The organism is Streptomyces sp. NBC_01197 (assembly GCF_036010505.1).
In the GTDB taxonomy this organism is placed as follows: Bacteria; Actinomycetota; Actinomycetes; order Streptomycetales; family Streptomycetaceae; genus Streptomyces.
Genome location: NZ_CP108569.1, coordinates 4,944,310 through 4,956,854, shown reverse-complemented (window position 1 = coordinate 4,956,854; position 12,545 = coordinate 4,944,310). Strand labels below are relative to the sequence as shown.

The window sequence follows — 12,545 nt, the reverse complement described above, 5'->3', positions numbered from 1 at the left end:
GTCAGCTGCTGCGCCGGCGCCGCAGGCTGCGCCCGGCCACTGCCGCGGCGGCGATCCCGGCGAGCGCCAGGCCGACAGCGGTGTGCCCGGTACCCGGAGCCGCTTCCTGGGCGGCGACCGTGGCCGTGGCCCCGCCGCCCGCGTGGACGGGGGCCGTGGGGCTGATCAGAGGCATGGGACGGTGGTGGCTGCCACCTTCCCGTACGACGGTGATCGTGCCGGTCACGACGGTGCGCCCGCACCTCACCTGGACCGTGTAGTCCTTGGACGCGGCGTCGGTGCGGATCCGCGCGGCGGCGTACATGGAGCCCCGGTCGGCGGCGGGCGAGAACTCGGCCTGCGAGTCGAAGGCGTCGGACCTGCCGAACGGTTTGCCGCTCCTGCAGCTCACTCTCAGGTCCACCTCCTCGCCGGGAGCAATGACGGACGGGCTGACCGTGACCGTCCCCGAAGACCCCTCGGCCGGGGCCGCGATCGCGGCGGCGGGGAACAGGGCAGCCGCGGCCGCCGTTGCGGCACAGAGAGTGACGGATATGAGACGCATGGTGAACCTCCTGTTACGAAGGTTGCCGCCTGGGGATCCGTCCCGCATCCCGGAAAGCCGTACGTACGTCCGATCGGGGTGCTTCCCGGCCGGCGTGACGTGAATAGGATGGCCGCCTCGGAGCCCCCGTACCTTTCGGATCTCCGGTGACCATCCCGCCGAGCCGCCAGGAGCCAGCCCGCATGACAGAGCGCAAGCCCATCGAATCGTGGCTCACGGACATGGATGGCGTACTGATGCACGAGGGCGTCCCCGTGCCGGGAGCCGACGCTTTCATCAAGAAGCTGCGGGACACCGGCAAGCCGTTCCTCGTGCTCACCAACAACTCGATCTACACCCCGCGTGACCTGCACGCGCGGCTCCAGCGGATCGGCCTGGAAGTGCCGGTGGAGAACATCTGGACCTCCGCCCTCGCGACCGCGAAGTTCCTCGACAACCAGCACCCCGGCGGCACCGCGTACGTCATCGGCGAGGCCGGGCTGACCACAGCCCTGCACGAGGCCGGATACGTCCTGACGGACTCGGACCCCGACTTCGTGATCCTCGGGGAGACCCGGACGTACTCGTTCGAGGCGCTGACGAGGGCGATCCGCCTGATCAACAATGGTGCGCGCTTCATCGCCACCAACCCCGACAACACCGGTCCCTCGCCGGAGGGCGCTCTGCCCGCGACGGGTTCCGTGGCCGCCCTGATCACCAAGGCGACCGGCAAGGACCCGTACTTCGTCGGCAAGCCCAACCCGCTGATGATGCGCACCGGACTCAACGCGATCGGTGCCCACTCCGAGACCTCGGCCATGATCGGCGACCGGATGGACACCGACGTACTGGCGGGGCTCGAGGCCGGGATGGAGACCTTCCTGGTCCTCACCGGGCTGACCAGCCGCAAGGACATCGGCCGCTACCCGTACCGGCCGACCACAGTCGTGGACTCCATCGCCGACCTGGTCGACCTCGTCTGATCGGACAGATCCCGGGGGCGCCGGCCGCACCGCTCGGTGCTTCCGGCGCCCCCGGCGCGTCACCCTGCGGTGATCCTGACCGCGTCGACCGTCCAGAACCAGTTGTTGCCCCCGGTGTAGCGGAACCGCACCTGGGCGCTGGTGGCCCCGGCCGGGACCTGGAGCGTGAGGTTCTCGACGCGGGACGAGGTGTCCGCGGTGTACGTCCGCACGCTCACCGGGGCCGCGCCGTCGTAGCTGACCAGCACCTCGCCGCGCTGCGGGGCCTCCTGACGGTAGTACGTCGTGTACGTGAGGGTCGCCGTGCGCCCGCCCCGCACCCGGTAGGCCGGGCTGATCAGGGTCGAGTCGCAGGTCCCCGTGAAGGTCTTGTCCGACCACTCGTCCCCGTCGGCGACCGCGAAGACACCGCGCGCCCGGACGTTGGACTCGCGCTGCTGGTTCGGCTCGGCCTTCGTCCAGAACTCGTCGGTGGTGAAGGACCAGCCGCGCCACTCGGTGACGCCGCCGGTACCCATCGCGGAGTTGTCGACCGACCAGCCCGGCGGCGGGGTGTGGGTGAAGCCGATGACGCCCGCCCCGATGCCGCTCTCGTCGACCGGCCCGGTCAGCCGGGGCCGCAGCACGTCGAACGCGTCGTCGCCCGGCTGCTGCAGCGGCCTGCCGTCGAGGCCCCAGGCGGGGTCGATGGCGATACCGAGGTGAGCGAGGGCGGAGGCGGCGACATCCGGCATCCGGATGTCGTACCGCGTCGAACCGGCGCCGATCCCGGCACCCCGCGCGATCAGGAAGGTCTGGCGCTCCTGCCAGCTGGAACCGCCGTGGCCGCCGGGGTCGGTGTGGCCGTGGTCCGCGGTGACCATGATCAGCCAGTTCTCCGACGCGTACGTCTTACGGGACTCGATCGCGGCGACGAACTGTCCGACCGAGGTGTCTACGGCGTGAATCGCGTCGAGGTACTCCTGGCTGGCGGCGCCGTGTTCGTGGCCCGCCTCGTCCACGCCGTCGAGCTGGACGAAGTGCGCGTCGGAGCTGCCGGTGGCGAGTTGGCTGACGAGCCGCGAGGTGGTCCCGGTGTCGTACTCGGCGCTCGGGGTGTTGACGCGGGTGTCCACCTTCGAGGAGAAGATCGTGGTGGTGATCGGGTTCCACGACGCGATGGCGTACGTGCCGAGCGCGGGCCTGGCGTTCTCGACGCGGGTCAGGAAGTCCGGGTACTGAGCGAAGTTCTGCCCGGCGAAGGTGTTGTCCATCACCTTGTGCTTGTCGGGCCAGACGCCGGTGATGATCGTCGACCAGCCGGGGCCGGACAGCGTGGGGGCGAAGGGTGCCGCGTACAGCGGGGAGGCCGCGGTCAGACCGGCGGCCCGCAGCGCCTTGAGGTGCGGTGCGTCCGCCACTTCGATCTTGCTGAGCAGGGTGCCGTCCAGGCCGATGACCAGGACCTTGGGCTTTCTGTCCGCGGCGCGGGCGACCTGGACGAGGGGGCCCGCCGCGACGGCGAGGGAAGCGGCGCCGATGAGGAGGGAGCGGCGCGACAGCTGCGAAGACACGTGATCCTCCGGTGAGGGGTGGGGTGAGCGAGCGGGCAGCCCAACGCCCCTGGCGAAGCAGGGGCGTTGGGCTTAGGACTAGACCCGTTATCTTTTCGCAATAGATCGCCGACGGCCAGAGGCGTGCGGTGAAGTTCTCCCCAACACACGGTTCCCCGACGGTGCTTCGGCGGTTCTTCGGCGGTCCAGGAGCTGGCGCCGGTGCCGGTGCTCAGCTGTGGGTGGCGGACTGCCAGTCCCCGACGTACGACGTGAGGTTCTTGGAGATGTCGTTCCAGTCGGGTGCGAAGACGTCGACGCCCTTCATCAGTGCGCTCAGCGCGGTCGCGTTGGCATCGCTGGCGTTGATGTCCTTGCGGGATGAGAAGCCGCCGCTGATCTCGCTGACCTGCTTCTGGGCCTGCTCGGCGAGCATGAAGTCCAGCAGCTTCCTGCCGTTCACCGAGTGCGGCGCCTTGCTGACCAGACCGGCCGCGTACGGCAGCGCGAAGGTGGTCGGCTTGCCACCCGCCTTCGCCGGGAACCAGATGCCCAGGTTCGGCATGGTCTTCGACTGCGCGTAGCTCATCTGGACATCGCCGTTGGCGGCCAGGATCTCGCCCTTGTCGACCTTGGGCGCGAGCTTGCCGGTCGAAGCGGACGGGCCGACGTTGTTCGCCTGGAGCCTGCCCAGGAATGTCATGGCCGCCTGCTTGGAGCCGAAGTCGTGCATCGCCTTGATGAGCACGGCGGTGCCGTCGCCCGCGACACCCGGCGTGGAGTACTGGAGCTTGTTCTTGTACTTACCGCCGAGCAGTTCGTCCCAGGTGGTGGGGGCGGTCTTGAGCTCCTTCTTGTTGTAGATGAAGCCGAAGTAGTTGTTGACGACCGAGGTCCAGGTCCCGTCGGCCCCCTTGTCGGCCGGGGCGACCTGGTCCGAGCCCTTGGGCGTGTACTTCTGGAGCAGCCCCTCGGCGTCGGCCTGCTGGATGAACGGCGGGAGCGTGACAAGGACGTCGGCCTGGGTGTTGGACTTCTCGCGGACCGTGCGCTGCACGACCTCGCCCGAACCGCCCTCCACGTAATTGACCTTGATGCCCGTCTGCTTCTGGAAGTCCTTGAAGACCCGGTCGTACCAGCCGTCGTTGTTCTCGCCCTTGAGGCCGTCGGCACTGTAGACGGTGACGACCTTGGCATCGGACGCCGCGGATGAACCACCGCAGGCGGAGAGGGAACTCGCGAGGACCAGGGCCCCGGCGACGGCGGCGAGCGGCTTGATGGAGTGGCGCATGACGTTCCGTGACTCCTGGGGTAGTTCGGGGTTCGGTGTTCGGGTTCGGTATTCAGCCTCGGAGTTCAGGTCAAGTCAGGTTGAGAGCAGGGGGGTTCAGCGGTACAACGCCCTGGTCCGGATACGGGAGACCCCGGACAGCACCAGCAGTGTCGCCGCCATGAGGACCACCGCGACCGCCGCGCCCGTGAAGAGCGAGCCCCGGTCGGTGGTCGCGAAGATCTGGACGGGAAGCGGTGTCCAGTCGGGCGGGTAGAGCATCATCGTGGCGCTCAGTTCCCCCATCGACAGGGCGAAGCAGAGCCCGGCCGCCGCTGTCAGGGACGGCAGCAGCAGCGGCAGCCTGACCCGCCACAGGACGTATGAGGGGCGGGCCCCCAGCGAGGCCGCGGCCTGCTCGTACACCGGGTCGAGACGCAGGATGGCAGCCGAGACCGACCGGTGGGCGAACGCCGTGACAAGAATGGTGTGCGCCAGGATCACGATCGTGGAGGTGCCGTTGAGCAGGACCGGCGGCTTGCTGAACGCCACCAGCACAGCGAGGCCCACGACCACCGGCGGCACCGCGACCGGCAGCATGAACAGGGCGTCCATGAACCGCCGTCCGCGCTTCTTCAGTGCGGCGCCGGCGAGCGCCGCCCACGTCCCGAGGGTCAGCGCGAGCACGCTCGCGCAGGCGGCGGTGATCAGGCTGGTGGTGAGGGCCTGAAGGGAGTCCCCGCTGGTGGCGGCAGCGTAATGGCTCACGGTCGCCCCCGAGGGGAGTGCCCCCGACCAGTTGGTGGCGAACGAGGCCAGCAGGATCACCAGGAGCGGCAGGGCGAACAGGGGCAGGAAGAGGGCGAAGAAGACGACCCAGGTGGTCCACTTGCCCGTACGGCTATGCACCAGCACGGCGCGCCACCATCCGGTAGAGGGAGTAGAGCCCGACGGAGATCGCCACATTGACGACGGCGACCACGCACGCGGCCGGGTAGTCGGATTCGAGGATCGCCTTGCTGTACACGAGCATCGGCAGGGTCGTCACGCCCTTGGCCCCGGTGAAGAGCACGATGCCGAACTCGTTGAGGCACATCACCAGCACCAGGCTGCCGCCGGCGGCGAGCGCGGGCAGCGCCTCGGGCAGGATGATCCGCCGTACGATCCGGGCCGGTCCCGCGCCCAGCGACGAGGCCACCTCCAGCTGCGCGGTGTCGAGCTGGGAGAAGGCCGCGAGCAGCGGCCGCATCACGAACGGCGTGAAGTAGGTGATCTCCGCGAGGAGTACGCCCCACGGAGTGGTGAGGAACTGGAACGGCCCCTGGTGCGCGCCGGTCAGGTCCGTCCAGGCGCCGTTGGCCATGCCGACCGAGCCGTAGACGAAGAGCAGCGCGAGCGTGATCAGGAAGGACGGGAAGGAGAGGAAGACATCGATGAACCGGGCGACCGCCTTCCCGCCGGGGAACGGCACGAAAGCGATCACCACGGCGAGCACGAACCCGAGGACGAGGCAGCCGACGGTGGAGCCGACGGCCAGCCAGACGGTCGTCGTCAGTGCCCGGCGGAAGGCGTCGGACGCGAAGACCTGGGTGTACGGGGCGACGGACGTGCCGCCGGTGTCGAGGGTGAAGGACTGCTGGACGACGAGCGCCAGCGGGTAGAGGAAGACCAGCGCCAGCACGACGACGGGCGGCAGCGCCCAGACACAGCGGGGCAGTGAACGGGGCGCGGCCGGCGCGGTCCGGGCGGTCGCCACGACAGCGGTGGTGCTAGCCATCGGACGCTCCCGCCCCGGCGGACGCTCCCGCTCCGCTGTTCGCCGGTGCCACGCCGTCCGCTGTCACACCCGGAGCCCCGTCCGCCGTCACATCCGGAGCCCCGTCCGCCGTCACATCCGGCGTCCCGTCCGCCGTCACGCCCGCTGTCAGCAGCACCGCGTCGTCGGCGGCGAAGTGCAGCGTCGCCGTGTCGCCCAGCGCCGGGGTGTCGCGCAATTCGCGCACATCGGCCTTGACCCGGTGGCCGTCCACGTCGACCAGCAGCCGGTGGGTGGAGCCGCGCCACTGGACCTCGGCGATCCTGCCGCGCAGGACGTTCGGGCCCTCGCCGAGTGCGACCAGATGCGGGCGTACGCACAGGGTGGCCGTGGCGCCGTCGGCGGCGCCGTCCGCGCCGGTCACGGTCAGTTCCGTACCGGCGAAGGAGACCACGGCGCCGCCGGAGCCCGCTGCCGCGCTCCGTACCGTGACCGGCAGGAGGTTGGCGTTGCCGACGAAGGATGCGGTGAACTCGGTGCGGGGGCGCCGGTACAGCTCCTGCGGGGTCCCGCAGTCCTGGAGCCGGGCGCGGTCCATCACGGCGATACGGTCCGCCAGAGTGAGCGCCTCGACCTGGTCGTGCGTGACGTACAGGATCGATACATCGGGCAACTCACGGTGCAGCCGGGCCAGTTCGGCCAGCATCCCGGATCTCAGCTGGGCGTCGAGTGCGGAGAGCGGCTCGTCGAGCAGCAGCACCCCGGGCCGGATGGCCAGGGCCCGCGCGATGGCCACGCGCTGCTGCTGGCCGCCGGAGAGTTCGCGCGGGTAGCGCTTGGCGTAGGAGGCCATGCCCGTCATCCCGAGCGCTTCGGCGACGCGCTCCGGGATCTCGCCCTTGGGCACCTTCTGCGCCCGCAGCCCGAAGGCGACGTTGTCCTCGACGCGCATATGCGGGAAGAGCGCGTACTGCTGGACGACCATGCCGACGCCCCGCCGGTGCGGGGGCAGTCGTGTCACGTCGCGGCCGTCGATGAGGACCCGCCCGGCGAAGGGCTGGACGAAGCCGGCGACGGCGCGCAGAGCGGTGGTTTTGCCCGAACCCGAGGGGCCGAGCAGGGCCATCACCTCACCGGGCTCGACGGTCAGGTCCAGCGAGTCCAGGACGGTGGTCCCGCCGCTCCTGCCCTTGGCGCCGTACGCGACCGAGACCCCGTCGAAGCGGATGCCGCTGGTGGCTCTGGTGCTACTGGCGCCGCTGGTCATATCTCCACCGGCGGGACCAACCGGGCCAGCAGGTCCGGCAGTTCGGCGACCGAATCCAGGACGTGGGTGGCGCCGTGCCGCTCCAGCTGCCCCCGGTCGTGGGCGCCGGTGAGGACACCGGCCACGACACGGGCCCCGGACCGTACGCCGCTGAGCATGTCGTACGAGGTGTCGCCCGCGATCGCGAGCTGGTCCACTCCGTCCACGGCCCGGGTCCGGAGGAACGCGGCGAGCACCATGTCCGGGTAGGGCCGCCCGCGACCGCCCGCGTCGGCCGGGCAGAGCGTCAGCTCGACCAGGTCCTGCCAGCCGAGGACGGCGAGGATCGCGTCCTGGGTGGTCCGGGCGAAACCGGTGCTCAGGACCACCGTCCGGCCCTCGTCCCGCATCCGCTCGATGGCTTCGCGCGCGCCGGGGACGGGGGCGACGTGTCCGGCGCCGACCAGCTCGCCGTACGCCTCCTCGAAGGCGGTGTTGGCCTGCCGGGCCTTCTCCTCGTCGCCGAAGAGGTGCCGGAAGACGGAGATCTTGGACTCGCCCATGGTGGCCCGGACATGGCCGAGCATGGCGTCGGGCTCGGCGCCCATCCGCCGCGCCGCAGCGGCGAACGCCCGCTCGACGAGACCGCCGTCGACGACGGTGGTGCCCGCCATGTCCAGCACCACGAGGTTGATCGGTTTGTTTGAGTTCGCAGAGTTCGCAGTGTTCGCAGCGGTCACTTCGGTCACTTCGGTCACTTCGGTCACCAGCCCAGGTCGTTCGCGGTCTTTTCGGCTATCGCCGGGGAACAGGTCATGCCGCGCCCGCCGGGCCCGGTGACCAGCCACACGCCGTCGCGCACCTGCTCGCGGTGGACGACGCGGGTGGTGTCGGTGCACTGCGCGTACACCCCGGCCCAGCGGTGGCGGATCTTCGGCAGCGGGCGCCCGAGGAAGGACTCGGCGACGCGGGCGACGTGCTCGTACGGCTCTTCGCGCACGTCGAAGGCGAAGGGGTGCTCGTACTCATGCGTGTCGCCGATGGTCAGCCCGCCGTCCGCGCGCTGCACCATCAGCAGCTGCATCCGGTGCTCGGCGGCCACCGGGTCCTGGGCCTGCCGCGCGTTGAGCGCGTCGAGGGCCTCGGAGGCGTACGCCGGGTAGTAGCGGAAGGAGTCGGCGTCGGCCACGGACGTGGTGAGGCGCTCGCCGAGCGACTCGGTCTGCATCATCTGGAGGCGGACCCGCCGGACCGGCAGCTCGGGGGCGAGTTCGCGTACCAGACCGCCGAGCCAGGCGCCGGTGCACAGGACGACGAGGTCGCCGGTGTGCACATCGCCGTGGTCGTCGCGCACCGAGCCGGTCCCGACAACCGCACGGACCTCCCGTCCGCCGAGGTAGGTGTACCTCCCGGACGCCGGCAGGGCCTTCTTCAGCTCCAGCTGGGCGGTGCGCGGCTCCACGGCCGCGTCCTGCCCGCACCACAGGGCCGCCTCGAACTCACCCCGGAGGGCCGGGTTGATCTCGCGGGCCTCCTGCGGGGTCAGCATCCGGTACCCGCGGGCCGCCGCGTCGTCCCGCTTCAACGCGGCCTCAGCGACGTCCCGTTCCAGGGCGTTCCGCACGGGGGTGAGCGACCCGGTGGCGCGGAAGCCGATGCCCGGCACCCGCTCGCCGATCTCCTCCCACAGCTCCCGGGCACGCAGCGCGGTCGCCAGCTCCTCCCCGCCGGCCCGCCCGCTGACCCACACCTGCCCGAAGTTACGGAGCGAGGCGCCCCGCGCCTCGGTCTCGCGCTCGATCTGTACGACCTCGTGGCCGCGTTCCACTGCGTGCCAGGCGTGCATGGTTCCCACCACGCCAGCTCCTACGACGATGACTCTCACGACGGCAACGCTGCTGGGGGCTGGTGTCCCGGCGCCGACCCGGGGGCAACGGCACGGTGAACAGCCCCGCAAGACTGGACTAGACCCGTTATCTTTCTGTTATGAAAATGGTCTCCGGTCCGACCCCCTCCCGGGTCAGCCCGAGGCGAGGCGGGTGGTGAAGCTGAACCGGTCGCCCCGGTAGAGCGTCCGTACGCGCTCCAGGGGCAACCCCTCCGTGTCACGGGAGATCCGGTGGATCAGCAGCATCGGCAGCGCGGGCGGTGTCCCGATGAGCAGCGCCTCGCGCGGGGTGGCCAGGACCGTCTCGATCCGCTCGTCGGCGTCACCGAAGCCGATGCCCAGCCGGTCGCGGAGGAAGCCGTAGAAGGAGGAGTCGGGGTCGAACTCACTGTCCAGAGAAGGAACTCGGGCCACCGCGACATAGGTGCTCTCCAGTCCGACCCGTTCGTCGTCCGCGAGCAGCACCCGCTCCAGATGCCAGACCGGTTCGCCCCGGCCGAGCCCGGTCTCGGCGGCGAGCGCGTCGGGGCAGGGGAAACGGTCCAGCGAGATGAGATGGCGCCCGGGGGTCCGGCCCTGGCGGCGCACGCCCTCGGTGTAACTCGCGAGCGACAGCGGCTGTTCGAGCTTGGGCCCCGCGATGACGGTCCCCCGCCCCTGCCGCCGTAGCCGCCCCTCCAGGACCAGTTCGCGCAGCGCCTGCCGTACGGTCTCGCGGGACACCTCGTACCGTACGGCCAGATCGCGCTCGGTGGGCAGCGCTTCGCCCTCGCCCAACTCCTCCATGAGCAGCGAGACATGGGCCTTGACCGCGTAGTACTTGGGGATGCGGCCGTGCTCCGGGATGCCGGAGCGGATCGGTGCGCCAGGTGCCTGGCCGTGCGGGTAGTCCACGGGGCGATGGTCCCAGATCCGGGTGAACGGGCACGCCACGGCGGTGGTGGCGGCTGCCGCTGCCGGGAGTGGTGCTGCTACCGGCGGCGTTGGATCCTCGGACGCCGTGATCCCACGACCAGGGCCGCGCCCAGCAGGACACAGGTGCAGGCGATGGTGCCCAGTGTGCGCAGCCGGTGCGAGCCGGTCCTGGCGAGCTCACCGACGAAACGGTGGGCGCCGTTACGGGGGCCGACTTCGGGGCCGACACCGATCCGGCCTCCGATGTCCCCGTTGTGGTCACGGCCCGGAATGCGCTCGCCGGGGACGCGCTCGCCGGGGACGTCCGTCCTGGTGGGGTCGGCGGGCGGGGCGCCGGTGATGGTGAAGCGGTAGTCGCTGGACTCCCCGACCCAGTCACCGTCGTCGCCGTGCCGCCGGACGACGGCGGCGTTGGCGGTGACGTCGTCCGGGGTGGTGCCATCGGCGAACGCGAGCCGGACCGGGACGGAGACCGTCCGGCCCGCCGGAACGTCGAACCCGCCGGCCCCGTCTGCCTTGTCGGTCCCGTCGGCCCCGGCAGCCTTGTCGACCGCGTCGGCCCCGTCCCCGAACGGGCCGATGTGCTCGTCCTCGTCGGTGGTCGTGAAGGGCACGGGCCGCCAGCGGTGTGCGGCGGGGTCGTTGAACTCCAGCTGGATCTGGGGGTCCCGCAGTTTCCTGCCCCGGTCGACGAGGACCACGACCGGGTGGATGTCCCGGCAGTCGCCGTCGGAGGTGTTGGTCAGTTCGAGCGACCAGGTGTCGTACGCGCCACCGGGCACGTATGAGGTCGGACCGCCGTGGATCCTGGCCTCGACGGGGAAGGCGGAACCGTCCCGGTCGGCGCAGGCGGGCGCGGAGGCGGCTCCGTCCCGGACGGCTCCGTCCCGGACAGCCGGGGCCTGCGCGGTGGCCGGCTGTGCGGCCGCGAGCAGCAGCAGCGAGGCCAGAGCAGAGGTGGCGGCGGCCGGGGCCGCTCCGGTGCAGAGCGCACTGCGCAGTCGCATGGGGGACGCCTTTGCTGATCGCGTAGGTCCGGGCTCGTACACCGAACCGCACCGCCCCGTCCGGCCTGGTCCGCCACGACCGCGTACCGCCGAATGCCCCGTACCCTCCCGCCCGATCAGCCCATTGTCATCAGGTCCGACGTCCTCAGGTCCGACGTCCTCAGGTCCGACGTCCTCCAGTTCGGCGCAGGTCCGGGCCTCCTCAGGTCCGGCGGGCGTTGAACGGCACCGCCGCCCGCCCGAAGTGCCCGAACACCGGGGCCAGCGCCAGTTGCGCCGCCCCCTCGGCGACGAGCCGCCGCCCACCACCCGCCACCTCCACCGGGACCGCCTCCCCGCCGCCCGCGTGCCGGGCCCGCTCGGCGAGTACCGCGCCCACACCCCGTACGAAGACGTCCGGGGCGGCGTCCACCGTACGGCCGCCGAGCAGCACCCGGTCGACGTCGAGCAGCCGTACGAGATTGGCCGTGCCGACGCCGAGGAAGCGGGCGGCGGCGGCGTGGTCGCCCCCGGCGACGGCGGCCAGGCAGAGCGCCTCGACACAGCCCCGGCCGCCGCAACCGCACGGCGGGCCGTCGAGCTGCACGGTCTGGTGTCCGAACTCCCCGGCGCCGGTGCGCGGCCCCCGGTAGAGCGCGCCCCCGAGCACCAGACCGGCGCCGAGCCCGGTCCCGAGATGCAGATAGGCGAACGAGTCGCCGGGTCCGCGCAACGCCAGGCCGAGGGCGGCCGCGTTGGTGTCCTTGTCGAGGACGACGGGCAGGCCGAGCCGTTCCGCGAGCGCGTCGCGCAGCGGATAGCCGTCCCACTGCGGGAATCCGGTGACCCGGCGCAGCACCCCGGTGTCGTGGTCGAGGGGGCCGGGGGCGGCGGCCCCGACGCCGAGGACCGGGGCCCGGTGACCGCCGACGGGGTCCGCACCGCCCGCGCCCGCCACCCCGTCGGCCACCACCCGGGACACCACATCGGCCGCCGCCCCGGCCACCGCGTCGGCGCCCGCCCCGAAGTCCAGTTCCGCACTCCGGTCGGCGACGACCGCCCCCGCCAGGTCCACCAGCACCGCGCTCACCCGGTCCCGGTCCAGATGCAGCCCGACCGCGTACGCGGCGCCCGGCACCAGCCTCAGTACCGTGCGCGGCTTGCCCCCCGTGGAGGCACGGCGGCCCGCCTCCGCCGCGAAACCGTCCGCCCGCAGCCGGGCGGTGATCTTGCTGACGGCCTGCGGGGTGAGGCCGGTCCGCTCGGCGAGTTCCAGGCGGCTGATTCCGGCCTGCCCCGCCGTACGCAGCAGTTCGAGCACGAGCGCCGCGTTGTGGCTGCGCAGCGCGGGCAGATTGGCGCCGGACCCGGCGGTTTCACTCCTGTTCACGCCCCCATTGTGCGGCACACTTGCACTTTGGAAACACCGTTGCTTAAGTGGTTCGC

At 71.4% G+C, this 12,545-nt stretch carries 12 protein-coding genes; 1 reads left to right on the top strand and 11 read right to left on the bottom strand.

The window, feature by feature from the left end:
* Nucleotide 1 precedes the first annotated feature (1 nt).
* On the bottom strand, nt 2-544 hold the full coding sequence (locus OG452_RS22760; RefSeq protein ID WP_327297437.1) for a hypothetical protein: 543 nt from the start codon (nt 542-544) through the stop codon (nt 2-4).
* Nucleotides 545-726: 182 nt separating this feature from the next.
* Here OG452_RS22760 and OG452_RS22755 point away from each other — a divergent pair, with 182 nt between their 5' ends.
* Nucleotides 727-1,506 (top strand): HAD-IIA family hydrolase, encoded by a 780-nt coding sequence (locus tag OG452_RS22755; RefSeq protein WP_327297436.1) that lies wholly within the window; start codon nt 727-729, stop codon nt 1,504-1,506.
* Nucleotides 1,507-1,565: 59 nt separating this feature from the next.
* Here the strand turns inward: OG452_RS22755 and OG452_RS22750 are convergent, their stop codons facing one another.
* The 10 genes from OG452_RS22750 to OG452_RS22705 form a co-directional block, all read right to left on the bottom strand.
* Nucleotides 1,566-3,059, bottom strand: a complete 1,494-nt coding sequence (locus OG452_RS22750) for an alkaline phosphatase family protein (RefSeq protein WP_327297435.1) — start codon at nt 3,057-3,059, stop codon at nt 1,566-1,568.
* A gap of 211 nt (nt 3,060-3,270) precedes the next feature.
* Nucleotides 3,271-4,329, bottom strand: a complete 1,059-nt coding sequence (locus OG452_RS22745; protein WP_327297434.1) for a 2-aminoethylphosphonate ABC transporter substrate-binding protein — start codon at nt 4,327-4,329, stop codon at nt 3,271-3,273.
* 96 nt (nt 4,330-4,425) lie between these two features.
* Complete coding sequence (locus OG452_RS22740) at nt 4,426-5,223, bottom strand: ABC transporter permease (protein WP_327297433.1); 798 nt, start codon at nt 5,221-5,223, stop codon at nt 4,426-4,428.
* Entirely contained in the window at nt 5,210-6,085 is an 876-nt protein-coding gene (locus OG452_RS22735) for a 2-aminoethylphosphonate ABC transporter permease subunit (protein WP_327297432.1), read from the bottom strand. The genes OG452_RS22740 and OG452_RS22735 overlap by 14 nt, the downstream gene beginning before the upstream one ends.
* Nucleotides 6,078-7,331 carry an ABC transporter ATP-binding protein gene (locus OG452_RS22730; RefSeq protein ID WP_327297431.1) on the bottom strand — a complete coding sequence of 418 codons (1,254 nt, stop codon included), beginning with the start codon at nt 7,329-7,331 and terminating at the stop codon, nt 6,078-6,080. The genes OG452_RS22735 and OG452_RS22730 overlap by 8 nt, the downstream gene beginning before the upstream one ends.
* Nucleotides 7,328-8,050: a phosphonatase-like hydrolase gene (locus tag OG452_RS22725; protein WP_327299736.1), complete on the bottom strand. Its 723-nt coding sequence runs from the start codon at nt 8,048-8,050 to the stop codon at nt 7,328-7,330. Before OG452_RS22725 ends, OG452_RS22730 begins: the two co-directional genes overlap by 4 nt.
* A 23-nt stretch (nt 8,051-8,073) precedes the next feature.
* Entirely contained in the window at nt 8,074-9,195 is a 1,122-nt protein-coding gene (locus OG452_RS22720) for a TIGR03364 family FAD-dependent oxidoreductase (protein ID WP_327297430.1), read from the bottom strand.
* 135 nt (nt 9,196-9,330) lie between these two features.
* Complete coding sequence (locus OG452_RS22715) at nt 9,331-10,092, bottom strand: GntR family transcriptional regulator (protein ID WP_327297429.1); 762 nt, start codon at nt 10,090-10,092, stop codon at nt 9,331-9,333.
* 77 nt (nt 10,093-10,169) lie between these two features.
* Nucleotides 10,170-11,120, bottom strand: coding sequence for a hypothetical protein (locus OG452_RS22710; protein WP_327297428.1), 951 nt, complete (start codon nt 11,118-11,120; stop codon nt 10,170-10,172).
* 202 nt (nt 11,121-11,322) lie between these two features.
* The gene (locus OG452_RS22705; protein ID WP_327297427.1) at nt 11,323-12,489 is read right to left on the bottom strand and encodes an ROK family transcriptional regulator; all 1,167 of its coding nucleotides are present in this window, start codon (nt 12,487-12,489) and stop codon (nt 11,323-11,325) included.
* Nucleotides 12,490-12,545: the final 56 nt, after the last annotated feature.